Below are 23,691 nucleotides of genomic sequence, written 5' to 3' on the forward strand. Positions count from 1 at the left end.
GGTCACCTACAACTTCACATTCCCTCTCTACTAAACTGAGAACCTAACCCGTAGAGAACCGGTCGCAAACCAGTGCCCGGCACCTCTACAACGACGTCCTGAGGAGGACCCAGTGGCTAAGGCCAAGTTCGAGCGGACCAAGCCGCACGTCAACATCGGAACGATCGGTCACGTCGACCACGGCAAGACCACGCTCTCCGCAGCGATCTCGAAGGTGCTTGCTGACAAGTACCCGTCCGACACGAACGTGCAGCGTGACTTCGCTTCCATCGACTCGGCGCCGGAAGAGCGCCAGCGCGGTATCACGATCAACATCTCGCACATCGAGTACGAGACCCCGAAGCGCCACTACGCCCACGTTGACGCCCCCGGCCACGCCGACTACGTCAAGAACATGATCACGGGTGCGGCGCAGATGGACGGCGCGATCCTCGTCGTCGCGGCCACCGACGGCCCGATGGCGCAGACGCGCGAGCACGTGCTGCTCGCCAAGCAGGTCGGCGTCCCCTACCTGCTCGTCGCGCTGAACAAGTCCGACGCGGTCGACGACGAGGAGATCCTGGAGCTCGTCGAGCTCGAGGTCCGCGAGCTGCTCTCGAGCCAGGGCTTCGACGGCGACAACGCTCCCGTCGTTCGTGTCTCCGCTCTCAAGGCCCTCGAGGGCGACGAGAAGTGGGTCGACGCGATCCTCGAGCTCATGCAGGCTGTCGACGACAGCGTTCCGGACCCGGAGCGTGACCGTGACAAGCCGTTCCTCATGCCCGTCGAGGACGTCTTCACGATCACCGGTCGTGGCACCGTCGTCACGGGTCGCGCCGAGCGTGGCACCCTGGCCATCAACTCCGAGGTCGAGATCGTGGGTCTGCGCCCGACGCAGAAGACGACCGTCACCGGTATCGAGATGTTCCACAAGCAGCTCGACGAGGCCTGGGCCGGCGAGAACTGTGGTCTGCTCCTCCGCGGCACCAAGCGCGAGGACGTGGAGCGCGGCCAGGTCATCGTGAAGCCGGGTTCGGTCACGCCGCACACCGACTTCGAGGGCACGGCCTACATCCTGTCCAAGGACGAGGGTGGCCGCCACAACCCCTTCTACACGAACTACCGTCCGCAGTTCTACTTCCGCACCACGGACGTCACCGGCGTCATCACGCTGCCCGAGGGCACCGAGATGGTCATGCCCGGCGACACCACCGACATGACGGTCGAGCTGATCCAGCCGATCGCCATGGAGGAGGGCCTCGGCTTCGCCATCCGTGAGGGTGGTCGTACGGTCGGCGCCGGTACGGTGACGAAGATCATCAAGTAAGCATCTGCTTCCTCGCAAAGGGGTCGAGCCTTCGGGCTCGGCCCCTTTGTCGTTCTCCGGTCCAGGGTTCCGCTGCCCGGTTCTGCCAGGCAGAATGAGGAGTCCGGCGCGATCGCCGGCAGTTCACCTCCGAAGGGGATTCACATGGGTATCGAGGACGCCGTCAACAAGGGCAAGGACCTGTACGAGCAGAACAAGGACAAGCTCGCCGAAGCCGTCAAGAGCGAGCAGGCCGAGGACATCAGCGACAAGGTGCTGGACGGTGTCGCGGACTTCGCGAAGAAGATCGCACCCGGCGCGGCCGACAAGATCGACGAGATCCGCGAGAGTGCGGACAAGAGCATCGGCAACGAGTAGAGGCCGACGTCTCCACGGCGAGCGGCGGCCCCCGAGATCGGGGCCGCCGCTCTTCTGTGTCGGGGGTATTCCAGTGCTGGGCGCCCTCGGATGTGGCGGATTCTCGGATGGATCGAGTAGGATCATCTCGACCGCCTGGGGATCTTGCGGTCGGGGACGCCGAAGGGGTTCGGCTCCCGAATCACGCGGTTCGTCCGCGTTGGAAATCTGGGGAAAACGATTTTGGGGATCATCGTGCGACGCGCGCAATCCGTGCGCCTGAGCGTCTCCCCGCCTGCGCGGCGGGTCTTCCGCCGTGCCTCGGTCGAGGCGTCCGGCGTCCCTTCACGCTGGGCTCCTCGCGTTCGGTGTGCCCCCTCGCACCGAACGCCCTCCCCAAGCGGGGCGAGGCATGGGGATGCCTCGCCCCGCGCTCCTCCGGCGACTGAAGGCGCGCGGAGGGGGAGGTCCCTGAGAGTCCGGTGAGCGCGACACGCCCGGGTTTGCAGAAGTGAAATCCGCCGTGGCAGAATAGACAGGTTCGATATTCCGTCGCCGCTGTGCGTGCGCCGGATCACTGCCAGGGCAGTGCATAGACGGCGCCTCCTCCGGGAGGCTGCAGGGTTCTAGGCCGCGGGCAGCAGAACACAATCCCGACACCTTCATCATCGAGGGCACTGCCGTGCGCGGCGGGGGTCGGGCATCCGTCACCTTCGGGTGCGCGGCTGACAGCAGAACAGTGGTGCAGCCTCTTCGACAGGCTCCCCGACCGCGAGGTCGAGGGCCCGAGAAGACGAGTGCCGAGGCGCGAACAGCGCCGACGTGCGTCCAATGCCCCAGGGCCACCCGGTCCCGGACGGTAAGACGCTTAAAGAGAGAGAGCAGACAATGGCGGGACAGAAGATCCGCATTCGCCTGAAGTCGTATGACCACGAGGTCATCGACACGTCCGCACGCAAGATCGTCGACACCGTGACCCGTGCGGGCGCGACCGTCGTCGGACCCGTGCCCCTTCCGACCGAGAAGAACGTCGTGTGCGTCATCCGGTCGCCCCACAAGTACAAGGACAGCCGCGAGCACTTCGAGATGCGCACCCACAAGCGCCTGATCGACATCGTCGACCCGACGCCCAAGGCCGTCGACTCGCTGATGCGTCTCGACCTGCCGGCCGACGTCAACATCGAGATCAAGCTCTGAGGTTCGACATGGCTGACATCAACTCCAAGGTTTCCAAGGGCATGCTCGGCACCAAGCTCGGCATGACCCAGGTCTGGAACGAGAACGGCAAGCTCGTTCCCGTCACCGTCATCGAGCTCGCGCCGAACGTGGTCACCCAGATCCGTACCCCCGAGAAGGACGGCTACAACGCCGTGCAGATCGCGTACGGCCAGATCGACCCGCGCAAGGTGAACAAGCCCCTCTCGGCTCACTTCGAGGCTGCCGGCGTCACGCCGCGTCGCCACGTGACCGAGGTCCGGACGGCCGACGCCGCCGACTACACGCTGGGCCAGGAGCTCACGGTGGACGGCACGTTCGAGGCCGGCCAGCTCGTCGACGTCGTCGGCACGAGCAAGGGCAAGGGCACCGCCGGTGTCATGAAGCGCCACAACTTCAAGGGCGTCTCGGCATCGCACGGTGCGCACCGCAACCACCGCAAGCCCGGCTCCATCGGCGCATCGTCGACCCCGAGCCGCGTCTTCAAGGGCATGCGCATGGCCGGCCGTATGGGTGGCGAGCGCGTGACCGTCCTCAACCTCACGGTGCACGCCATCGACATCGAGAAGGGACTCATGCTCGTCAAGGGCGCCGTCCCCGGTGCTCGCGGCCGCATCGTCTACGTCCGCAACGCAGTGAAGGGTGCCTGATCATGGCTGACTCCACTCTCGCGCTCGACGTCCTCAAGGCAGACGGCAAGAAGGCAGGCTCCGTCGAGCTTCCCGCCGCGCTGTTCGACGTCAAGACGAACATCCCGCTCATCCACCAGGTCGTCGTCGCGCAGCTCGCGGCGGCTCGCCAGGGCACGCACTCGACCAAGCGTCGTGGCGAGGTCTCGGGTGCCGGCCGCAAGCCCTTCAAGCAGAAGGGCACGGGTAACGCCCGCCAGGGCTCGATCCGCGCGCCGCACATGACCGGCGGTGGCATCGTGCACGGCCCGAAGCCGCGCGACTACTCGCAGCGCACCCCCAAGAAGATGATCGCGGCCGCCCTGCTGGGCGCGCTCAGCGACCGCTTCCGCGGTGACCGTCTGCACGCGATCGACACGTTCGGCACCGACGGCGCGCCGTCGACCAAGGCCGCCGCGGGCTTCCTCGCCCAGGTCGCCACGTCGAAGAACGTCCTCGTGGTCATCGAGCGCGGCGACGAGCTCGCGCTCAAGAGCATCCGCAACCTCGGGCACGTCCACGTGCTGACGTTCGACCAGCTCAACGCCTACGACGTGCTCGTCTCCGACGACATCGTCTTCACCCAGGCCGCGCTCGAGGGCTTCATCGCCTCCAAGTCCGGCGCCAACCAGGAGGTCTCCGCATGAGCGAGCAGGCATCTGTTCTCCAGACGGCCCTGAACAAGGACCCGCGCGACATCATCCTGAAGCCGGTCGTGTCCGAGAAGAGCTACGGCCTGATCGACGAGGGCAAGTACACCTTCCTCGTCGACCCGCGCGCTTCGAAGACCGAGATCAAGCTCGCCATCGAGAAGATCTTCGGCGTCAAGGTCGCGTCCGTCAACACGATCAACCGCGTCGGCAAGGCCCGTCGCACCCGCTTCGGCACCGGTAAGCGCAAGGACACCAAGCGCGCCATCGTGAGCCTGAAGTCGGGCACCATCGACATCTTCACGGCAATCGGCTGATCCGGGGGATAAGGACAATCATGGCTATTCGCAAGTACAAGCCCACGACCCCGGGCCGTCGCGGCTCGTCGGTGGCTGACTTCGCCGAGATCACCCGATCGACGCCGGAGAAGTCGCTGCTGCGCCCGATCTCGAAGACCGGTGGTCGCAACAACCAGGGCCGCATCACGACCCGTCACATCGGTGGTGGCCACAAGCGCCAGTACCGCGTCATCGACTTCCGTCGCAATGACAAGGACGGCGTGAACGCCAAGGTCGCGCACATCGAGTACGACCCCAACCGCACCGCGCGCATCGCGCTGCTGCACTACTTCGACGGCGAGAAGCGCTACATCCTCGCGCCGGCGAAGCTGAAGCAGGGCGACATCGTTGAGTCGGGCCCCGCGGCGGACATCAAGCCGGGAAACAACCTCCCGCTGAAGAACATCCCCACGGGTACCGTCATCCACGCCATCGAGCTCCGCCCCGGCGGCGGCGCGAAGATGGCGCGCTCGGCCGGTGCGTCGGTCCGCCTCGTCGCCAAGGACGGCCCCTACGCCCAGCTGCGTCTGCCCTCCGGTGAGATCCGCAACGTCGATGCGCGCTGCCGCGCGACCATCGGCGAGGTCGGCAACGCCGAGCAGTCGAACATCAACTGGGGCAAGGCCGGCCGCATGCGCTGGAAGGGCGTCCGCCCGACCGTCCGCGGTGTCGCGATGAACCCGGTCGACCACCCGCACGGTGGTGGTGAGGGCAAGACGTCCGGTGGACGTCACCCCGTCTCCCCGTGGGGTCAGGCCGAGGGCCGCACCCGCCACGCCAACAAGGAAAGCGACAAGTACATCGTGCGTCGTCGCAACGCCGGCAAGAAGCGCAAGTAGGAGTAAGAGAAGATGCCTCGCAGTCTCAAGAAGGGCCCCTTCGTCGACGAGCACCTGCTTCGCAAGGTGGTCGTGCAGAACGAAGCCGGCACGAAGAACGTCATCAAGACCTGGTCCCGCCGGTCCATGATCATCCCGGCCATGCTGGGTCACACGATCGCGGTCCACGACGGTCGCAAGCACATCCCCGTGTTTGTCTCCGAGACCATGGTCGGTCACAAGCTGGGCGAGTTCGCGCCCACCCGCACCTTCCGCGGCCACGAGAAGGACGACAAGAAGGGCCGTCGCCGCTGACGCGGCGGCGATAGAGGAGAGAGAAATGGTGGAGTCCATCGCACGCGTGCGACACATCCGCGTGACCCCTCAGAAGGCTCGTCGTGTCGTCGCGCTCATCAAGGGCAAGCAGGCCCAGGAGGCTCTGGCGATCCTGAAGTTCGCTCAGCAGTCCGCCAGTGAGCCGATCTACAAGCTTGTCGCGTCGGCCATGGCCAACGCGCAGGTCAAGGCGGATCGTGACGGCGAGTACCTCGACGAGCAGGACCTGTACGTGAAGAACGCGTACGTGGACGAGGGCACGACGCTCAAGCGTTTCCAGCCCCGTGCACAGGGTCGCGCTTTCCAGATCAAGAAGCGCACGAGCCACATCACGGTCGTGCTCTCGACGCCGGAGGCGGCTCCTGCCGCGGCCGGCGACAGCAACAAGAAGGCGAGCAAGTAATGGGACAGAAGGTCAACCCGTACGGCTTCCGCCTCGGCATCACCACGGACCACGTGTCGCGCTGGTTCTCCGACTCGACGAAGCCGGGTCAGCGTTACGCCGACTACGTGGCCGAGGACATCAAGATCCGTCGCCTGCTGCAGACGCAGCTCGACCGTGCCGGCGTCTCGAACATCGAGATCGAGCGCACCCGTGACCGCGTCCGCGTCGACATCCACACCGCCCGCCCGGGCATCGTGATCGGCCGTCGTGGTGCAGAGGCCGAGCGCATCCGCGGCGACCTCGAGAAGCTCACGGGCAAGCAGATCCAGCTGAACATCCTCGAGGTCAAGAACCCCGAGGCCGACGCTCAGCTGGTCGCCCAGGGCATCGCCGAGCAGCTCTCGGCTCGCGTGGCGTTCCGTCGCGCGATGCGCAAGGGTCTGCAGGGCGCGCAGCGCGCCGGCGCCAAGGGCATCCGCATCCAGGTCTCGGGCCGTCTCGGCGGCGCCGAGATGAGCCGGTCGGAGTTCTACCGCGAGGGTCGTGTGCCGCTGCACACGCTGCGCGCGAACATCGACTACGGCTTCTACGAGGCCAAGACCACCTTCGGCCGCATCGGCGTGAAGGTGTGGATCTACAAGGGCGACCTCACCGCCAAGGAGCTCGCGCGCGAGCAGGCCAACGCGCCGAAGTCGCGCCGTGACGACCGTGGTGACCGCCGCCGTGCCCCGCGCAACGAGGCACCTGTTGCAGAAGGAGCGTCGGCATAATGCTCATCCCCCGTAAGGTCAAGTACCGCAAGCAGCACCACCCGGGGCGCTCGGGTCAGGCCACCGGCGGCACGAAGGTCTCCTTCGGCGAGTTCGGCATCCAGGCCCTCACCCCCGCGTACGTGACGAACCGTCAGATCGAGTCCGCTCGTATCGCGATGACCCGTCACATCAAGCGTGGCGGCAAGGTGTGGATCAACATCTACCCGGACCGTCCGCTCACGAAGAAGCCGGCCGAGACCCGCATGGGTTCCGGTAAGGGTTCCCCCGAGTGGTGGGTCGCCAACGTCAAGCCGGGCCGCGTCCTCTTCGAGGTCGCGGGTGTCGACGAGCAGCTCGCTCGCGAGGCACTGACCCGTGCAATCCACAAGCTGCCGCTCAAGGCACGCATCATCAAGCGCGAGGAGGGCGACGCGTAATGGCGATCGGCACCAAGGAGCTCGCTCCGGCAGAGCTCGACACGTTCGAAGACCAGCGCCTCGTTGAGGAGCTGCGCAAGGCCAAGGAGGAGCTGTTCAACCTCCGTTTCCAGTCGGCCACCGGCCAGCTGGAGAGCCACGGCCGCATCCGCGCCGTCAAGCGCGACATCGCGCGCCTCTACACGGTGATCCGCGAGCGCGAGCTGGGCATCCGTGCGACGCCCGCTCCGGTCGAGGCTCCCGCGAAGAAGGCGACCAAGTCGAAGGCGAAGAAGGCGGACGCCGCCGAGGACGCCCCGAAGGAAGAGGCTGAGTGATGGCCACCAAGAAGGAAGCCGCCGTCGAGGCTGAGCACGCCGCTCACGACGTGCGCGACGCCGACGCCCGCGGGTACCGCAAGGCCCGTCGTGGCTATGTCGTCAGCGACAAGATGGACAAGACGATCGTCGTCGAGGTCGAGGACCGCGTGAAGCACCCGCTTTACGGCAAGGTCATCCGCCGGACGTCGAAGGTCAAGGCGCACGATGAGGCGAACTCCGCCGGCATCGGCGACCTGGTCCTGATCAACGAGACCCGCCCGCTGAGCGCCACCAAGCGCTGGCGTCTGGTGGAGATTCTGGAGAAGGCCAAGTGATTCAGCAGGAGTCCCGTCTCAAGGTCGCCGACAACACCGGCGCCAAGGAGCTGCTCACGATCCGCGTCCTCGGTGGCTCGCGCCGCCGGTACGCCGGTCTGGGCGACACCATCGTCGCGACCGTCAAGGACGCGATCCCCGGTGGCAACGTCAAGAAGGGCGACGTCGTCAAGGCGGTCATCGTCCGCACCAAGAAGGAGACCCGTCGTCCCGACGGCTCCTACATCAAGTTCGACGAGAACGCCGCCGTCATCCTGAAGAACGACGGGGAGCCCCGCGGCACCCGTATCTTCGGGCCGGTCGGCCGTGAGCTTCGCGACAAGAAGTTCATGAAGATCGTCTCGCTGGCACCGGAGGTCATCTGATCATGGCGAAGATCAAGAAGGGCGACCTGGTTCAGGTCATCTCGGGCGCCAAGCCCGAGCGTGGTGGCGACCGCGGCAAGCAGGGCAAGGTCCTCGACGTCCTCGTCGAGCAGAACCGTGTCGTCGTCGAAGGCGTCAACTACGTCACCAAGCACACGCGCGTCGGTCAGACGCAGCGTGGTACGAAGACGGGTGGCCTCGAGACCGTCGAGGCGCCCATCCACATCTCGAACGTCGCACTCGTCGACCCCTCGACCAAGAAGCCGACCAAGGTCGGCCACCGGGTCGAGGAGCAGACCAAGGACGGCGTGAAGCGCACCGTCCGCGTGCGCTTCGCGAAGAAGAGCGGTAAGGACCTCTGATGGCAACGACCGACGCTGCGGTGGCTGGCAAGATCCAGCCCCGCCTGAAGGCGAAGTACAACGCCGAGATCAAGAAGGCTCTGCAGGACGAGTTCGGCTACGAGAACGTCATGCAGATCCCCGGCCTGGTCAAGGTCGTCGTGAACACCGGTGTCGGCGAGGCTGCTCGCGACAGCAAGGTGATCGATGGTGCGGTCGACGACCTCACCAAGATCACCGGCCAGAAGCCGATCGTCACCAAGGCCCGCAAGTCCATCGCGCAGTTCAAGCTGCGTGAGGGCCAGCCCATCGGCGCGCACGTCACCCTCCGTGGCGACCGTGCGTGGGAGTTCGTGGACCGCCTGGTCTCGCTCGCGCTGCCCCGCATCCGCGACTTCCGCGGTCTGTCGGCCAAGCAGTTCGACGGCAACGGCAACTACACCTTCGGTCTCCAGGAGCAGAGCGTGTTCCACGAGATCGATCAGGACAAGATCGACCGCGTCCGTGGTTTCGACATCACCGTCGTGACCTCGGCGAAGACGGACGACGAGGGTCGGGCGCTGCTCCGTCACCTCGGCTTCCCGTTCCGCGCGGACGACGCCCAGGCGTGACCCTTCGACGGGCTCAGTGGTCTCGTGTCACTGAGCCCGTCGATGTGCACGTACAATTGAAGATTGCGTGCTCATCGCAGGCCGTCTGTCGTGTAACGGCAGCCGGAACCTCATGAACGAAAGTAGACAACAATGACAATGACAGACCCGGTCGCAGACATGCTGACCCGTCTGCGCAACGCGAACTCGGCGCACCACGACACCGTGACGCTGCCGTCGAGCAAGCTCAAGACGCACATCGCAGAGATCCTCCAGCAGGAGGGCTACATCGCCGGTTGGGAGACCTCCGACGCGCGCGTGGGCAAGAACCTGACGCTGACGCTGAAGTACGGCCCGAACCGCGAGCGCTCGATCGCGGGCATCAAGCGCGTGTCGAAGCCCGGCCTCCGCGTGTACGCGAAGTCGACCGAGATCCCCACGGTCCTCGGCGGCCTCGGCGTGGCCATCCTGTCCACCTCCTCCGGTCTCCTCACGGACCGCCAGGCTGAGCAGAAGGGCGTGGGCGGAGAAGTTCTCGCCTACGTGTGGTAATCCGAAATGTCGCGTATTGGACGACTTCCCATCGACGTTCCCGCGGGCGTGACCGTTTCGGTCGACGGCCGTGAGGTCGCGGTGAAGGGCCCCAAGGGTGAGCTCACCCTCACGGTGGCCAGCCCCATCGAGGTGTCGGTCGAGGAGAACCAGGTTCTCGTCACCCGCCCCGACGACGAGCGCGAGTCCCGGTCGCTTCACGGCCTGACCCGCACGCTCATCAACAACAACATCATCGGCGTGACCCAGGGCTACACCAAGGGTCTCGAGGTCGTCGGCACCGGTTACCGCGTGCAGCAGAAGGGCAACTCGGTCGAGTTCGCCCTCGGCTTCTCGCACCCGGTCCTGGTCGACCCGCCCGCCGGCATCACGCTCACGGTCGAGGGCACGAACAAGCTCACCGTCAGCGGGATCGACAAGCAGGCCGTCGGTGAGGCGGCTGCGAACATCCGCAAGATCCGCAAGCCCGAGCCGTACAAGGGCAAGGGTGTGCGCTACGCCGGCGAGGTCGTGCGTCGCAAGGCCGGAAAGGCTGGTAAGTAACCATGGCTGTGAAGTCGAAGTCCGACGCCCGCGCGCGTCGTCACGCCCGTCTTCGCAAGAAGATCGTGGGCACCGAGGTGCGTCCGCGCCTCGTCGTCAACCGTTCGGCGCGTCACGTCTTCGTGCAGCTCGTCGACGACAGCAAGGGCCACACGGTCGCCTCGGCCTCGACGCTCGAGACCGACCTGCGTTCGCTGGATGGCGACAAGACCGCCAAGGCTCGCAAGGTCGGCGAGCTCCTCGCCGAGCGTGCGAAGGCCGCAGGCGTTTCCGAGGCAGTGTTCGACCGTGGCGGCAACCGCTACGCGGGTCGTGTCGCCGCCATCGCCGACGGCGCCCGTGAAGGGGGTCTGGCACTGTGAGTGACAACAAGGAGAACGAAGTGACCGAAGCGGCTGCTGCCACTTCCGAGACGGCCGCCGGCACCACGCAGGCTGAGCCCACTCGCGACCAGCGGGACGGCCGCCGCGGCGGACGTGACCGCAACCAGGGCGGCCGCGACCGCAACTCGCGCGACCGCGGCGACAACCAGTTCCTGGAGCGCGTCGTCACCATCAACCGCGTCTCGAAGGTCGTGAAGGGTGGTCGTCGCTTCAGCTTCACCGCTCTCGTGGTCGTCGGCGACGGCAACGGTCTGGTGGGCGTCGGCTACGGCAAGGCCCGTGAGGTCCCCCTGGCGATCTCGAAGGGTGTCGAAGAGGCCAAGCGCAACTTCTTCCGCGTCCCGCGCGTCGGCAGCACCATCCCGCACCCCGTGCAGGGTGAGTCGGCCGCCGGTGTGGTGCTCCTGCGCCCCGCCGCTGCCGGTACCGGTGTCATCGCCGGTGGCCCGGTCCGCGCCGTGCTCGAGTGCGCCGGCATCCACGACGTGCTGTCCAAGTCGCTCGGCTCGTCGAACACGATCAACATCGTGCACGCGACGGTCACCGCCCTGAAGGAGCTCGAGGAGCCCCGCGCCGTCGCCGCACGTCGTGGTCTCGAGTTCGACCAGGTCGCCCCGGCCCGGCTCGTCCGCGCCGAGGCCGAGGCCATCGCCGCACAGAAGGTAGGTGCCTGATGGCCGCGCGACTCAAGGTCACGCAGATCAAGTCCAAGGTGAGCGAGAAGCAGAACCAGCGCGACACGCTGCGCAGCCTCGGTCTCAAGCGGATCGGTGACACCACCGTCCGCCCCGACGACGCGCAGACGCGCGGCTACGTCAAGACCGTCGCCCACCTCGTCAAGGTTGAGGAGATCGACTAATGGCTGAGAAGAACGAGGCCGTCGAGGCCGAGAAGGCCACGAAGAAGGCGGCGGCTCCCAAGGCCGACGCCGCCAAGAAGCCCGCCGCGAAGAAGGCACCGGCCAAGACCGCTGCCGCCGACGCGAAGGCCGACGGCTCCGCCAAGGCTGCGCCGAAGAAGGACGCCCCGGCGTCCCGCCCCGGCGTGCTGAAGGTCCACCACCTGCGTCCGGTCCCGGGTGCCAACACCGCGAAGACCCGTGTCGGTCGCGGTGAGGGCTCGAAGGGCAAGACGGCCGGTCGCGGCACGAAGGGCACCAAGGCCCGCAACACCGTGCGCGTCGGCTTCGAGGGTGGCCAGATGCCGCTGCACATGCGCACGCCGAAGCTGCGCGGCTTCAAGAACCCGTTCCGCGTCGAGTACCAGGTCGTGAACCTGGAGAAGCTCGCGGAGCTCTACCCCCAGGGTGGCGACGTCACCGTGAGCGACCTGGTCGCCAAGGGTGCGGTTCGCAAGAACGAGAAGGTCAAGGTTCTCGGCAACGGCGACATCGCCGTGAAGCTCACCGTCGCGGTCGACAAGGTCTCGGGTTCCGCCGAGCAGAAGATCGTGGCTGCGGGCGGATCCGTCAAGTAACCACTGCGGAAGAGGGGTCGGAGATTCTCCGGCCCCTCTTCTGGTTCGGTGGGGGGAGAAGCCGACCGCTCGCATTCCCCGGACCTCGGAGTGGGTTACCCTGGTGTTTCAGCCGCCCCTCGGGGGTTCGGCCACCTTTTCAGGAGGAACGTTCTTGTTTAGCGCCATCGCGCGGATCTTCCGCACGCCCGACCTGCGTCGGAAGATCGGTTTCACTCTCGCGATCATCGCGATCTACCGTCTCGGCTCGAACGTCCCCGCGCCGTTCGTCAACTTCCCGAACGTGGAGCAGTGTCTCGCGGCCAATGCCGGCACCGAGGGTCTGCTCGGACTCGTCAACCTCTTCTCCGGCGGCGCTCTGCTGCAGCTGTCGATCTTCGCGCTCGGTGTCATGCCGTACATCACGGCGACGATCATCACGCAGCTCCTGCGCGTCGTCATCCCGCACTTCGAGGCGCTGCACAAGGAGGGCCAGGCCGGGCAGGCCAAGCTCACCCAGTACACGCGGTACCTCACGATCGCCCTCGCGCTCCTGCAGTCGACGACCCTCGTCACCGTCGCCCGCACCGGTCAGCTCTTCGGAACGACCGACATCGGCGCGTGCACCCAGCTCCTCACGAACGACGTCTGGTGGGCGCAGGTGCTCATCATCATGGCGATGACGGCCGGCACCGGTCTGATCATGTGGTTCGCCGAGCTCGTCACCGAGCGCGGCATCGGCAACGGCATGTCGCTGCTGATCTTCACCTCCATCGCCGCGACGTTCCCCGGTGCGATGTCGATCATCTGGCAGACCCGCGGCTTCGAGGTGTTCCTCCTCGTGCTCCTCGTCGGCATCATCGTGATGGGTCTCGTCGTCTTCGTCGAGCAGTCCCAGCGGCGCATCCCCGTGCAGTACGCGAAGCGCATGGTGGGACGCCGGACGTACGGCGGCACCAACACGTACATCCCGATCAAGGTCAACATGGCGGGCGTGATCCCGGTCATCTTCGCCTCGTCGCTGCTGTACATCCCCGCGCTCATCGCCCAGTTCAACACCCCGCAGGACGGTTCGACGCCGCCCGCCTGGGTCAGCTGGATCAGCGCGAACTTCACCACCGGCAACAGCCCGATCTACATGGCGGCATACTTCCTGCTGATCATCGGGTTCACCTACTTCTACGTCGCGATCACGTTCAACCCCGTCGAGGTCGCGGACAACATGAAGAAGTACGGCGGCTTCATCCCCGGGATCCGGGCCGGCCGTCCGACCGCGGAGTACCTGGACTACGTGCTCACCCGCATCACGCTCCCCGGTTCCCTCTACCTGGGCCTGATCGCCCTCATCCCGTTGATCGCCCTCGCCACGGTCGGCGCCAACCAGAACTTCCCGTTCGGTGGCGCGTCGATCCTCATCATCGTCGGCGTGGGTCTCGAGACGGTCAAGCAGATCGACGCCCAGCTGCAGCAGCGACACTACGAAGGACTTCTCCGATGACAGTGCCCCACCTGGTCCCTGAGCCCGTCGAAGGGCACCGACCCACTGCCCGTTTGCTCATCGTCGGTCCGCAGGGTTCCGGCAAGGGCACGCAGGGTGTGCGCATCGCCGAGTCCTACGGCATCCCCGTCGTCTCGACCGGCGACATCTTCCGCGCGAACATCAAGGAGGGGACGGCGCTCGGCCAGCAGGTCACCGCGATCCTCGACAAGGGCGACCTCGTGCCGGACGAGCTGACGAGCGAGATCGTGCGCGACCGGCTGAGCCAGGACGACGCGCAGAACGGCTTCCTCCTCGACGGCTACCCCCGCAACACCGCGCAGGTGTCGCACCTGGACGCGTTCCTCGAAGGGCGCGGCGAGGCGCTGGACGCGGTGATCCTCCTCGACGTCCCCCGTGAGGAGAGCATCGCCCGCCTCGCCCTCCGCGCCGCCGAGCAGGGCCGTTCCGACGACACCGACGAGGCCATCGCGCACCGACTCGACATCTACGAGAAGGAGACGGCGCCGATCATCGAGGTCTACAGCAGCCGCGGGATCGTCGACCGCATCGACGGCGTGGGGTCCCTCGAGGAGATCACGGAGCGCATCGCCGCTGCCCTGGCCGCTCGCGGACTGCGCTCCGCCGCCTCCGCCGCCTGAGATGTTCCGCCGCTCGATCTACAAGACCCCGGCTCAGCTCCGAGCCCTGGTCGAGCCCGGCCTCATCACTGCCGAGGCCCTCGACGCCGTCCGCGCCCTCATCAAGCCCGGAGTGAAGACGATCGAGCTCGATGCCGCCGCCAACCGCGCGATCGTGCAGCGGGGAGCGGAGTCGAACTTCCAGCTCGTCAAGGGCTACCACCACACGATCTGCGTCTCGGTCAACGAGCAGGTCGTGCACGGCATCCCGGGGGAGCGGGTGCTCCAGCCGGGCGACATCGTCTCGGTGGACTGCGGCGCCCAGTTCGACGGCTGGAACGGTGACAGCGCGATCACGGTCGTCGTCCCCGATCCCGAGCGCCCGGAGCTCGTCGCCCGCCGCGAGGAGCTCTCCCGCGTGACCGAGGGGTCGATGTGGGCGGGCATCGCCGCGATGGCGACGGCATCCTCGATCGACGAGATCGGCGCCGCCATCCAGGACTACATCGAGGCGCAGGGGCCGTCTGCCGTGAGTGGCGAGCCCTACGGGATCCTCCGCGAGTACGTCGGCCACGGCATCGGGCGGAAGATGCACGAGGCGCCCAGCGTCTTCAACTACCGGACACCCGACCGCGGCGCGGACGTGAAGCCCGGACTCGTGCTCGCCATCGAGCCCATGGTGACCGCCGGCGGCGAGGCGACCTTCGTGGAGGACGACGACTGGACCGTCACGACGGTCGACGGCACGGACGGCTCACATTGGGAACATAGCGTCGCCCTGCATGATGGGGGCATCTGGGTGCTCACCGCGCCCGATGGTGGAAGAGCCGGACTCGCCCCGTTCGGGGTCGAGCCTCGAGAGATCGGAAAGTAATGGCAGCGGCGAAGAGCAACACCAACTGGTTCGCGATCGGCGTCTCCATCGCCGTCGTCGTGGTCCTGGTGGCCCTCGGCGGACTCGTGGTGTTCCTCAACAACCAGGCGACCTCTCCCGGTGCCACCCCGACCGCGAGCGACAACTTCGACGCCGAGGCCGGCTCCATCTCCATGGGTGACGGCGACACCACGGTGTCGGTCTTCCTCGACTTCCAGTGCCCGGTCTGCAAGTCCTTCGAGGACCAGTTCGGCGCCGCCCTCGAGGCCAAGGCGCAGAGCGGCGAGATCACCCTCGAGCAGCACCCCATCGCGATCCTGGACCGCTTCTCGCAGGGCACCGAGTTCTCCTCCCGTTCGGCCGGTGCCGCGTTCTGCGTCGCCGAGTCCGACTCCGACCTGTACTTCGACTACGCGAAGGTCCTGTTCGAGAACCAGCCGGCGGAGAACAGCCCCGGCCTCACGAACGAGCAGCTCGCCGAGTTCGCCACCCAGGTCGGTGCGGGCGACGATGTGGTGTCCTGCATCACGGACGAGACGTACCGCAAGTTCGGTGCCGCGCAGGCGAAGGCCAACGACATCCAGGGCACGCCGACCGTCGAGATCGACGGCGAGCGGCTCGACCTCCAGAACCAGGAAGACATGAAGCGGTTCACCGACCTGCTCGGCTGACACACGCTGACCCCTCGACGCCCCATCCGGCCAAGTTGCCGGATGGGGCGTCGTCGGATAACATGGATCTTTGGTGCCTTGTGCCATGCGTTCGGCGTGTCCGATCCGGTCCGGTACCGCACATCACCCACCCACCGCAGATCGACCGGTCTGCAGAAGCGTCAGCGAGGCTATGGCTAAGAAAGACGGTGTCATCGAGATCGAGGGCGTCGTGTCGGAGGCTCTGCCCAACGCGATGTTCCGCGTTGAGCTCAGCAATGGACACAAGGTTCTGGCGACGATCTCCGGAAAGATGCGGCAGAACTACATCCGCATCATCCCCGAGGACCGCGTGGTCGTGGAGCTCAGCCCCTACGACCTGACCCGCGGCCGCATCGTCTACCGCTACCGCTGATCGGTCGAGAAGTAACGGCTGCCCTTCGACGGGCTCAGGGACCCAGGTCTCGGAGGTCGGACATCGGGCAGCACGAAGACAGCGAACAGGAAACATCATGAAGGTCAACCCCAGCGTCAAGCCGATCTGCGATCACTGCAAGGTGATCCGCCGCCACGGCCGCGTGATGGTGATCTGCAAGAGCAACCCGCGTCACAAGCAGCGCCAGGGCTGAGCCCCCGCTGCGTGAGCGCCGCTCTCGCAATCTCATAACTCAATACGACACGGCAGGATCAGACGCTTCGACAGGCTCAGCGACCGGGTGACCGGCGGAGCCGTGGGGGCTGACACCTCGGGGCGGAGGCCCGGGCACCGATCCTGCTCCACACCTCCACAACACCCAGGAGAACCGCATGGCACGTCTTGCCGGCGTTGACATCCCGCGCGACAAGCGCGTGGTGATCGCCCTTACCTACATCTACGGCGTCGGCCGTACCCGCTCGGTCGAGATCCTCAAGGCGACCGACATCGACGAGAGCATCCGCGTGAAGGACCTCAGCGACGACCAGCTCGTCGCCCTCCGCGACTACATCGAAGGCAACTACAAGGTGGAGGGTGACCTGCGCCGCGAGGTGGCCGCAGACATCCGCCGCAAGGTCGAGATCGGCTCCTACGAGGGCCTCCGCCACCGTCGTGGCCTTCCGGTCCGCGGTCAGCGCACCAAGACCAACGCCCGTACCCGCAAGGGCCCGAAGCGCACCGTCGCCGGCAAGAAGAAGGCCCGCTAAGCAGCGGCCAGGGACTAGGAGAACACTTTCATGGCTGCACCCAAGGCCGCCGCGCGCAAGCCGCGCCGCAAGGAGAAGAAGAACATCGCGCTGGGCCAGGCCCACATCAAGTCGACGTTCAACAACACCATCGTTTCGATCACCGACCCGTCCGGCGCTGTCATCAGCTGGGCGTCGTCGGGTGGCGTGGGCTTCAAGGGCTCCCGCAAGTCGACCCCGTACGCCGCAGGCATGGCCGCCGAGTCGGCCGCCCGCCAGGCGCAGGAGCACGGCGTGAAGAAGGTCGACGTCTTCGTGAAGGGTCCGGGCTCCGGCCGCGAGACCGCGATCCGCTCGCTGCAGGCCGCCGGCCTCGAGGTGGGTTCGATCCAGGACGTCACCCCGCAGGCGCACAACGGCTGCCGTCCGCCGAAGCGTCGCCGCGTCTGATGCGTGTGCCGAGCCGCTCGCCCTTCGACAGGCTCAGGGAGCCATGACGGGCTGAGCGGCTCGGCGCCCCGCGTGGGGCATCGACTTCCACAACTCAAGACCTCACCCCACCACATGTCATATAGCGGGCATGTGATCGAAAGGAACACAGAGTGCTTATTGCACAGCGTCCCACACTGACCGAGGAAAAGATCGTCGAGAACCGGAGCCGGTTCATCATCGAGCCTCTGGAGCCCGGCTTCGGCTACACGATCGGCAACGCGCTGCGTCGCAGCCTGCTGTCGTCGATCCCCGGCGCCGCTGTCACCAGCGTCCGCATCGACGGTGTGCTGCACGAGTTCAGCACGATCCCCGGCGTGAAGGAGGATGTCACCGAGATCATCCTCAACATCAAGCAGCTGGTCGTCTCCAGCGAGCGCGACGAGCCCATCACCGCGTACCTCCGCAAGACCGGTGCCGGTGAAGTGACCGCCGCCGACATCTCGGCTCCGGCCGGTGTCGAGGTGCACAACCCCGAGCTCGTCATCGCGACGCTCAACGACACCGCCAAGTTCGAGCTCGAGCTCACCATCGAGCGCGGCCGTGGCTACGTCTCCGCGACGCAGAACCGCAACGAGTACGCCGAGGCCGGTCAGATCCCGATCGACTCGATCTACTCGCCCGTGCTGAAGGTCAGCTACCGCGTCGACGCCACCCGTGCCGGTGAGCGCACCGACTTCGACAAGCTCATCCTCGACGTCGAGACCAAGTCGGCGATCAGCCCCCGCGACGCCGTCGCCTCGGCTGCCAAGACGCTCACCGAGCTGTTCGGTCTCGCCCGCGAGCTGAACGTCGAGGCCGAGGGCATCGAGATCGGCCCGGCGCCGGTGGAGGCTGTGAACTCCAGCGAGCTGTCGATGCCGATCGAGGACCTCGACCTGTCGGTCCGCTCGTACAACTGCCTGAAGCGTGAGGGCATCAACACCGTTTCTGAGCTCGTCGCCCTGTCGGAGACGCAGCTCATGAACATCCGCAATTTCGGCCAGAAGTCGGTCGACGAGGTGCGCGACAAGCTCATCTCGCTCGGTCTGTCGCTCAAGGATTCGGTGCCCGGTTTCGACGGCGCCCACTTCTACGGCGGCAGCGAAGACGAGTCCTTCTGATACCCGACCCTTTCTGACCAGGAGTTAGACGATTATGCCCAAGCCCACCAAGGGTCCCCGCCTCGGAGGCGGCCCCGCCCACGAGCGCCTGCTGCTTGCCAACCTCGCCGCTGCGCTGTACACCCACAAGTCGATCAAGACGACCGAGACGAAGGCCAAGCGCCTGCGTCCGCTCGCCGAGCGCCTCATCACCTTCGCCAAGCGCGGAGACCTCCACGCCCGCCGTCGCGTGCTGTCGGTCATCGGTGACAAAGAAGTCGTGCACGTCCTGTTCAACGAGATCGCTCCGCTCGTCGCGGACCGCGAAGGTGGCTACACGCGCATCACCAAGGTCGGCAACCGCAAGGGCGACAACGCCCCCATGGCCGTGATCGAGCTCGTCCTCGAGCCCGTCACCCCGAAGGCGAAGTCGACCAAGAAGGCCGCTGCGGCCCCGAAGGACGAGAAGCCGGCTGCCGAGGAGGCTCCCGCCGAGGAGACCGTCGAGGCCCCCGCGGACGAGACTCCTGCCGAGGACACGGCTGCCGAGGCCGGCGCCGAGTCGCAGGCCGAGGGCGAGGCCGCTGAGGCCGCCGCCGAGGACGCTGTCGAGAAGAAGTCCGAGTAAGGACAGATCTCCCACGAAGCCCGCCGCCCCTCCGGGGTGGCGGGCTTCGTCGTTCAGCGGGGGTCGGTGATCCGATAGCGTGCCCCGGGGCGCCCCTTGGTGGAGTAATCCAGAGACCGCACCGCCTGGCCCGTGGCGGCGAGGTGCTCGAGATAGCGGCGCGCACTGACGCGGGAGATGGCGAGGTCCTCTCCGATCTCGGTCGCGGAGGCGTCCGGTCGGGCGGTGAGGGCGGCGGAGACCCGCTCCAGCGTTTCGGCGCTCAGCCCCTTCGGCAGCCCGTACCGCTCCCGGAAGGCGATGATCGCGTCGGCCGTCTCGACCCGGCGGACGACGTCGTGCAGCTCGGTGTGGTCGCGCAGCAGGAGCGTCGCCCCGACGTCGGCGGAACCGTTCCCGGAGGCGGTGCTGCGGGCGACGAGCACGTGCGAGCCGACGATGACGGGGCGTCCCGCGGCCTCGCCCTCGCGAAGCACCGTGCTGAGCTCCTCCCCGAGGACCTCGTCCGCGGGAGTGCCGTCGAGATCGGCGGCGTCGCGGCCGAGGAATCGGGCGGCCGCATCGTTGACCAGGGTGATCCGCCCTGTGCCGTCCACCGTGACGACGCCCTCGCTCAACCCGTGCAGGGTCGTCTCCTGGTTCTTGACCAGGGCAGCGATCTGGTGCGGCTCGAGCCGGTAGATGCGGCGCCGGATGAACGACGTCACCCACGCGGCGCCGAAGACCCCGAGAACCGCCGCGGCGAGCATGGCGGAGATGAGTCCGACGAGGTTGCTGGTGAACTCCTCGTTCAGCTCGGACTCCAGGATGCCGACGGAGGCGGTGCCGATGACCGTGCCGTCCTCGTCGCGGATGGGCACCTTCACGCGCCACGAGGTCCCGAGCGTCCCGGTCTGGGTGCCCACGAAGATGTCGCCGCCCAGCGGGATCGACGGGTCGGTGGACACCCGCTCGCCGATGCGGTCGGTGTTCGGATGCGAGTACCGGATGCCCTCGTCGTTGGCGACCACCACATAGGCGAGATCGGAGGCCTCGCGGATGACCTCGGCGACCGGCTGGATGGCGGCGGCCGGGTCCTCGTCGTCGAACGCGTCGAGGACGACGGGAAGAGCGGCGACGGACTGGGCGACCGCCTGCATGCGGTCCTTGTAGGCCTCGCGGAGCGCGTTCTCCTGGAACGCCCCGGCGGCGATGCCGGTGGCGAGGGTCACCAGGAACACGATCAGCGCCTGCAGCGCGAGCAGCTGCACACGGAGCGTCATCTTCGAGGCCACGGGTCCATTCTCCCGGGTGGGCGGACGGGCCGCGAGCCGCCGGCGGAGGTGTTCACGACCAATAGTTACGGAACGCGACCAATGGTTTCTGAAGCTTGAGCGGGCGCATCCGCGCCTCGACAGTGGACGGATTGCACCCGAACGCTCAAGGAGGAGCGCCATGAATCACGCCCGCATCGGGACCCTCGCCGCGGCCGTCGCCGCGACCGCCCTGGTCCTCACCTCGTGCTCGACCGCGGACGGCGGAACCGCCGGCTCCGACGGCGGCGACGAGGCGGTCGCCATCACCGACGTGAACATCGTCGTCCCCGCCGACCCGGGCGGCGGCTGGGACCAGACCGGTCGTGCTCTCTCCCAGCTGCTCACCCAAGAGGACATCGTCGGCTCGGCGCCGGTCACCAACGTCGGCGGGGCCGGGGGTACGGTCGGTCTCGCGCAGCTCGCCAACGAGAAGGACCCGGCGACCCTCATGGTCATGGGCCTCGTGATGGTGGGTGCGGTGGAGACCAACGCCTCGGCCGTGCGCATCGAAGACATGACCCCGATCGCCCGCCTCACCGACGAGCCCCTCGTCGTGGTCGTCCCCGCGGACTCCGAGTACGAGACCCTGGAGGACCTCGTCGAGGACGTCGTGGACAAGGGTCAGGAGGTCACGATCACGGGCGGCTCCGCCGGGGGAGCCGACCACATCCTCGCCGGACTGCTGCTCGAGGAGGCGGGGCTCGACGGCGCGGAGATCGCCGAGAAGCTCAACTACACGCCCAACTCGGGCGGCGGCGAGGCGACCTCGCTGATCCTGGGCGGCAAGGTCTCGGCAGGCATCTCCGGTGTCGGCGAGTTCCTGCAGCACATCGAGGCCGGCACCATGAAGGCCCTCGCCGTCTCGTCGGAGGAACCGGTCACGCAGCTGCCGGACGTCGACACGATCACCGACTCCGGATACGACGTCGTGCTCACCAACTGGCGCGGCGTGATCGCGCCGGGCGGCATCAGCGACGCCGAGCGCTCGGAGCTCGAGCGCATCGTCACCGAGTTGGAGGCGTCCGAAGCCTGGAAGGACGAGCTGGAGACACGGGGCTGGGCGGATGCCTTCCTCACGGGCGCCGAGTTCGACGAGTTCCTCGACGGCAACATCACCGAGGTCACCACGACGCTGCAGAACATCGGGCTGGTCGGCTGACATGACGACCGGGTCTTCCGGACCCGGCGAGGAGGTGCGGACCGACGCCCGTCGGTCCGCACGCCTCGTCGCGTCCCTGCCGCGGGGAGAGCTCGTCTTCGCCCTGCTCATGGTGGCGCTCGGCGTGTTCGCGTTCGCCGGCGTGTTCACCATCCATGTGCCCGCGGGTGGCCAGGTCGGGCCGACCGTCTTCCCGCTGTTCGTCTCGGTGCTGCTGCTCGGCTCGTCGCTCGCCGTCGTGGTGAGCATCCTCAGCGGGCACCGCGGTGTGCCGGAGGAGGGGGAGGACGTCGATCAGAGCCTGCCGACCGACTGGCTCACCCTCGTGAAGATCGTGGCGCTCGTGGTCGCTCATCTGCTCCTCATCGAGCCGCTCGGCTGGGCCCCGGCAGCGGCGCTGCTGTTCGGCGGCGTCGCGTGGGCGCTCGGCGCCCGCCGGTGGTGGATGGCGCTCCTCATCGGCGCGATCATCGCGCTGGTCGTGCAGGTCGTGTTCGGCGGTCTGCTCGGGCTCTCGCTCCCGTGGGGACCGGCGCTCGGCTGGCTGGGAAGGATGTTCTGATGGACAGCTGGAGTCTGCTCCTCGAGGGGTTCGCGACCGCGCTGCAGCCCCAGTACCTCGTGTTCGCCTTCTTCGGCGTGCTGATCGGCACGGCCGTGGGCGTCCTGCCCGGAATCGGGCCGGCGATGACCGTCGCGCTGCTCCTTCCGCTCACCTACACGCTCGAGCCGGCCGCGGCGCTCATCACGTTCGCGGGCATCTACTACGGCGGCATGTACGGCGGGTCGACCACGAGCATCCTGCTGAACACCCCGGGGGAGTCGTCGTCGATCGTGACGGCGATCGAGGGCAACAAGATGGCCAAGCTCGGGCGGGGCGCGGCGGCGCTGGCCACCGCGGCGCTCGGGTCGTTCGTCGCGGGCACTCTCGCCACCGTCGGCCTGACGCTGCTCGCCCCGGTGCTCGCGCAGTTCGCCGTGAACCTCGGCCCCGCCGACTACGTCGCCCTCATCGTCGTGGCCTTCGTCACGGTCGGTGCGCTGATGGGGTCCTCCGTGCCGCGCGGCCTGCTGTCGCTCGGCGTCGGCCTGTTCCTCGGCCTGGTCGGCACCGACTGGCTCTCGGGACAGCAGCGGTACACGCTCGGCCTGCTGCCGCTGGCGGACGGCATCGACGTGGTGCTCGTGGCGGTCGGGCTCTTCGCCGTCGGCGAGACGCTGTACGTCGCGGCCCGGCTGCGGCACGGCGCGATCGACGTGATCCCCGTGTCGCGCGGGTGGCGCAGCTGGATGACGAAGGACGACTGGCGCCGCTCCTGGAAGCCGTGGCTCCGCGGTACCGCCATCGGCTTCCCGATCGGCACCATCCCGGCCGGTGGCGCCGACGTGGCGACCTTCCTGTCCTACGCCACTGAGCGCAAGCTCTCGCGGCGCAAGGACGAGTTCGGCCGCGGGGCCATCGAAGGCGTCGCGGGCCCGGAGTCGGCGAACAACGCCGCGGCCGCGGGTGTGCTCGTGCCGCTGCTCACGCTCGGGCTGCCGACGACGGCGACCGCGGCGATCATCCTCACCGCGTTCCAGACCTACGGGCTGCAGCCGGGGCCGCAGCTGTTCACCGGACAGGCGGACCTCGTCTGGGCGCTGGTGGCGAGCCTCTACATCGGCAACGTGATCCTGCTCGTGCTGAACCTGCCGCTGGTGGGCATGTGGGTGAAGCTCCTGCAGATCCCGCGGCCGTACCTGTACGCCGGAATCCTCCTGTTCGCCGCCTTCGGCGCGTACGCGCTGAACTTCGCGGTCGTCGACATCCTCATCCTGCTGATCATCGGCATCCTCGGCTATTTCCTGCGGCGGTACGGATTCCCGGTGGCGCCGCTGGTGGTGGGCATGATCCTCGGGCCGATGGGGGAGGAACAGCTCCGTCGTGCGCTGCAGCTCAGCCAGGGCGACCTGACGACGCTCATCGCGCAGCCGTTCTCCGCGGTCGCCTACGTGATCCTCGCGCTCCTCATCGCCGGCGGGCTGTGGCTGCGTCGCCGGCAGCGCCGGTACGAGCAGGCGCTCACGGAGTCCATCGCGGTGCCCGTCAAAGCGGACTCGGAGGTCTGAGCCCGCCCGATTCGGGGAGGGG

Annotated in this window: 36 protein-coding genes; 35 read left to right on the plus strand and 1 reads right to left on the minus strand. The window is 67.3% G+C overall.

Going from position 1 to position 23,691, the window contains the following annotated elements:
- Window positions 1–112 precede the first annotated feature (112 nt).
- From tuf to rplQ, 32 genes are all read left to right on the plus strand, one after another.
- Window positions 113–1,306, plus strand: a complete 1,194-nt coding sequence (tuf, locus tag CJ226_RS08010) for an elongation factor Tu (protein WP_062632876.1) — start codon at window positions 113–115, stop codon at window positions 1,304–1,306.
- A gap of 144 nt (window positions 1,307–1,450) precedes the next feature.
- Entirely contained in the window at window positions 1,451–1,663 is a 213-nt protein-coding gene (locus tag CJ226_RS08015; protein ID WP_062632875.1) for a hypothetical protein, read from the plus strand.
- Between the two features lie 867 nt (window positions 1,664–2,530).
- Window positions 2,531–2,839, plus strand: a complete 309-nt coding sequence (rpsJ, locus tag CJ226_RS08020; RefSeq protein WP_017201594.1) for a 30S ribosomal protein S10 — start codon at window positions 2,531–2,533, stop codon at window positions 2,837–2,839.
- A gap of 8 nt (window positions 2,840–2,847) precedes the next feature.
- A complete protein-coding gene (gene rplC / locus CJ226_RS08025) occupies window positions 2,848–3,507 on the plus strand; it encodes a 50S ribosomal protein L3 (RefSeq protein ID WP_062632874.1) in 660 nt (219 codons plus the stop codon).
- A gap of 2 nt (window positions 3,508–3,509) precedes the next feature.
- Window positions 3,510–4,172 (plus strand): 50S ribosomal protein L4, encoded by a 663-nt coding sequence (gene rplD / locus CJ226_RS08030; RefSeq protein WP_025102407.1) that lies wholly within the window; start codon window positions 3,510–3,512, stop codon window positions 4,170–4,172.
- A complete protein-coding gene (gene rplW / locus CJ226_RS08035; RefSeq protein ID WP_025102406.1) occupies window positions 4,169–4,492 on the plus strand; it encodes a 50S ribosomal protein L23 in 324 nt (107 codons plus the stop codon). Before rplD ends, rplW begins: the two co-directional genes overlap by 4 nt.
- A gap of 20 nt (window positions 4,493–4,512) precedes the next feature.
- On the plus strand, window positions 4,513–5,352 hold the full coding sequence (gene rplB / locus CJ226_RS08040) for a 50S ribosomal protein L2 (RefSeq protein WP_025102405.1): 840 nt from the start codon (window positions 4,513–4,515) through the stop codon (window positions 5,350–5,352).
- A gap of 12 nt (window positions 5,353–5,364) precedes the next feature.
- Window positions 5,365–5,646, plus strand: coding sequence for a 30S ribosomal protein S19 (rpsS, locus tag CJ226_RS08045; RefSeq protein WP_017201589.1), 282 nt, complete (start codon window positions 5,365–5,367; stop codon window positions 5,644–5,646).
- Window positions 5,647–5,671: 25 nt separating this feature from the next.
- The gene (gene rplV, locus CJ226_RS08050) at window positions 5,672–6,070 is read left to right on the plus strand and encodes a 50S ribosomal protein L22 (protein WP_025102404.1); all 399 of its coding nucleotides are present in this window, start codon (window positions 5,672–5,674) and stop codon (window positions 6,068–6,070) included.
- Entirely contained in the window at window positions 6,070–6,822 is a 753-nt protein-coding gene (rpsC, locus tag CJ226_RS08055; protein ID WP_025102403.1) for a 30S ribosomal protein S3, read from the plus strand. The genes rplV and rpsC overlap by 1 nt, the downstream gene beginning before the upstream one ends.
- Window positions 6,822–7,241, plus strand: a complete 420-nt coding sequence (gene rplP / locus CJ226_RS08060) for a 50S ribosomal protein L16 (protein ID WP_025102402.1) — start codon at window positions 6,822–6,824, stop codon at window positions 7,239–7,241. Before rpsC ends, rplP begins: the two co-directional genes overlap by 1 nt.
- Window positions 7,241–7,558, plus strand: coding sequence for a 50S ribosomal protein L29 (gene rpmC / locus CJ226_RS08065; RefSeq protein ID WP_025102401.1), 318 nt, complete (start codon window positions 7,241–7,243; stop codon window positions 7,556–7,558). The genes rplP and rpmC overlap by 1 nt, the downstream gene beginning before the upstream one ends.
- Window positions 7,558–7,875 (plus strand): 30S ribosomal protein S17, encoded by a 318-nt coding sequence (gene rpsQ / locus CJ226_RS08070; RefSeq protein WP_025102400.1) that lies wholly within the window; start codon window positions 7,558–7,560, stop codon window positions 7,873–7,875. Before rpmC ends, rpsQ begins: the two co-directional genes overlap by 1 nt.
- Window positions 7,872–8,240: a 50S ribosomal protein L14 gene (rplN, locus tag CJ226_RS08075; RefSeq protein WP_025102399.1), complete on the plus strand. Its 369-nt coding sequence runs from the start codon at window positions 7,872–7,874 to the stop codon at window positions 8,238–8,240. Before rpsQ ends, rplN begins: the two co-directional genes overlap by 4 nt.
- Window positions 8,241–8,242: 2 nt before the next feature.
- Window positions 8,243–8,602 carry a 50S ribosomal protein L24 gene (rplX, locus tag CJ226_RS08080; RefSeq protein ID WP_025102398.1) on the plus strand — a complete coding sequence of 120 codons (360 nt, stop codon included), beginning with the start codon at window positions 8,243–8,245 and terminating at the stop codon, window positions 8,600–8,602.
- Entirely contained in the window at window positions 8,602–9,192 is a 591-nt protein-coding gene (rplE, locus tag CJ226_RS08085; protein WP_102208861.1) for a 50S ribosomal protein L5, read from the plus strand. The genes rplX and rplE overlap by 1 nt, the downstream gene beginning before the upstream one ends.
- A gap of 132 nt (window positions 9,193–9,324) precedes the next feature.
- Complete coding sequence (gene rpsH, locus CJ226_RS08090; RefSeq protein ID WP_025102396.1) at window positions 9,325–9,723, plus strand: 30S ribosomal protein S8; 399 nt, start codon at window positions 9,325–9,327, stop codon at window positions 9,721–9,723.
- 6 nt (window positions 9,724–9,729) lie between these two features.
- Window positions 9,730–10,266, plus strand: a complete 537-nt coding sequence (gene rplF / locus CJ226_RS08095; RefSeq protein WP_025102395.1) for a 50S ribosomal protein L6 — start codon at window positions 9,730–9,732, stop codon at window positions 10,264–10,266.
- 2 nt (window positions 10,267–10,268) lie between these two features.
- On the plus strand, window positions 10,269–10,628 hold the full coding sequence (gene rplR / locus CJ226_RS08100; RefSeq protein WP_025102394.1) for a 50S ribosomal protein L18: 360 nt from the start codon (window positions 10,269–10,271) through the stop codon (window positions 10,626–10,628).
- 20 nt (window positions 10,629–10,648) lie between these two features.
- Window positions 10,649–11,323, plus strand: coding sequence for a 30S ribosomal protein S5 (gene rpsE, locus CJ226_RS08105; RefSeq protein ID WP_200838869.1), 675 nt, complete (start codon window positions 10,649–10,651; stop codon window positions 11,321–11,323).
- Window positions 11,323–11,508: a 50S ribosomal protein L30 gene (gene rpmD / locus CJ226_RS08110; protein ID WP_017201575.1), complete on the plus strand. Its 186-nt coding sequence runs from the start codon at window positions 11,323–11,325 to the stop codon at window positions 11,506–11,508. The genes rpsE and rpmD overlap by 1 nt, the downstream gene beginning before the upstream one ends.
- Window positions 11,508–12,125, plus strand: a complete 618-nt coding sequence (gene rplO / locus CJ226_RS08115; protein WP_082758410.1) for a 50S ribosomal protein L15 — start codon at window positions 11,508–11,510, stop codon at window positions 12,123–12,125. The genes rpmD and rplO overlap by 1 nt, the downstream gene beginning before the upstream one ends.
- A 154-nt stretch (window positions 12,126–12,279) precedes the next feature.
- On the plus strand, window positions 12,280–13,602 hold the full coding sequence (gene secY, locus CJ226_RS08120; protein ID WP_025102391.1) for a preprotein translocase subunit SecY: 1,323 nt from the start codon (window positions 12,280–12,282) through the stop codon (window positions 13,600–13,602).
- Window positions 13,599–14,243, plus strand: a complete 645-nt coding sequence (locus tag CJ226_RS08125) for an adenylate kinase (protein WP_062632869.1) — start codon at window positions 13,599–13,601, stop codon at window positions 14,241–14,243. The genes secY and CJ226_RS08125 overlap by 4 nt, the downstream gene beginning before the upstream one ends.
- A gap of 1 nt (window position 14,244) precedes the next feature.
- Window positions 14,245–15,096, plus strand: coding sequence for a type I methionyl aminopeptidase (gene map, locus CJ226_RS08130; protein ID WP_085606378.1), 852 nt, complete (start codon window positions 14,245–14,247; stop codon window positions 15,094–15,096).
- Complete coding sequence (locus CJ226_RS08135; RefSeq protein WP_062632864.1) at window positions 15,096–15,767, plus strand: thioredoxin domain-containing protein; 672 nt, start codon at window positions 15,096–15,098, stop codon at window positions 15,765–15,767. Before map ends, CJ226_RS08135 begins: the two co-directional genes overlap by 1 nt.
- Window positions 15,768–15,939: 172 nt before the next feature.
- Window positions 15,940–16,161, plus strand: a complete 222-nt coding sequence (infA, locus tag CJ226_RS08140; protein WP_018171468.1) for a translation initiation factor IF-1 — start codon at window positions 15,940–15,942, stop codon at window positions 16,159–16,161.
- Window positions 16,162–16,258: 97 nt separating this feature from the next.
- Window positions 16,259–16,375: a 50S ribosomal protein L36 gene (gene rpmJ, locus CJ226_RS08145; protein WP_005050492.1), complete on the plus strand. Its 117-nt coding sequence runs from the start codon at window positions 16,259–16,261 to the stop codon at window positions 16,373–16,375.
- Between the two features lie 178 nt (window positions 16,376–16,553).
- Window positions 16,554–16,928: a 30S ribosomal protein S13 gene (rpsM, locus tag CJ226_RS08150; RefSeq protein WP_062632862.1), complete on the plus strand. Its 375-nt coding sequence runs from the start codon at window positions 16,554–16,556 to the stop codon at window positions 16,926–16,928.
- Between the two features lie 30 nt (window positions 16,929–16,958).
- Window positions 16,959–17,357 (plus strand): 30S ribosomal protein S11, encoded by a 399-nt coding sequence (gene rpsK / locus CJ226_RS08155; protein ID WP_045249905.1) that lies wholly within the window; start codon window positions 16,959–16,961, stop codon window positions 17,355–17,357.
- Window positions 17,358–17,509: 152 nt separating this feature from the next.
- Window positions 17,510–18,499, plus strand: a complete 990-nt coding sequence (locus tag CJ226_RS08160) for a DNA-directed RNA polymerase subunit alpha (protein ID WP_025102386.1) — start codon at window positions 17,510–17,512, stop codon at window positions 18,497–18,499.
- A gap of 34 nt (window positions 18,500–18,533) precedes the next feature.
- Window positions 18,534–19,106, plus strand: a complete 573-nt coding sequence (gene rplQ / locus CJ226_RS08165; protein ID WP_062632861.1) for a 50S ribosomal protein L17 — start codon at window positions 18,534–18,536, stop codon at window positions 19,104–19,106.
- A 53-nt stretch (window positions 19,107–19,159) separates the two neighbouring features.
- On the opposite strand, the gene CJ226_RS08170 is transcribed toward rplQ, so the two are convergent.
- Window positions 19,160–20,380, minus strand: a complete 1,221-nt coding sequence (locus tag CJ226_RS08170) for a PAS domain-containing protein (protein WP_102208862.1) — start codon at window positions 20,378–20,380, stop codon at window positions 19,160–19,162.
- A gap of 160 nt (window positions 20,381–20,540) precedes the next feature.
- Here CJ226_RS08170 and CJ226_RS08175 point away from each other — a divergent pair, with 160 nt between their 5' ends.
- From CJ226_RS08175 to CJ226_RS08185, 3 genes are read left to right on the plus strand one after another with little or no spacing between them, the layout of a single operon-like run.
- Window positions 20,541–21,560: a tripartite tricarboxylate transporter substrate binding protein gene (locus CJ226_RS08175; protein ID WP_102208863.1), complete on the plus strand. Its 1,020-nt coding sequence runs from the start codon at window positions 20,541–20,543 to the stop codon at window positions 21,558–21,560.
- 1 nt (window position 21,561) lies between these two features.
- A complete protein-coding gene (locus tag CJ226_RS08180; protein WP_102208864.1) occupies window positions 21,562–22,122 on the plus strand; it encodes a tripartite tricarboxylate transporter TctB family protein in 561 nt (186 codons plus the stop codon).
- Complete coding sequence (locus tag CJ226_RS08185) at window positions 22,122–23,669, plus strand: tripartite tricarboxylate transporter permease (protein WP_062632853.1); 1,548 nt, start codon at window positions 22,122–22,124, stop codon at window positions 23,667–23,669. The genes CJ226_RS08180 and CJ226_RS08185 overlap by 1 nt, the downstream gene beginning before the upstream one ends.
- Window positions 23,670–23,691 lie beyond the last annotated feature (22 nt).

This window comes from Microbacterium sp. UMB0228, assembly GCF_002871415.1.
Lineage (GTDB): Bacteria > Actinomycetota > Actinomycetes > Actinomycetales > Microbacteriaceae > Microbacterium.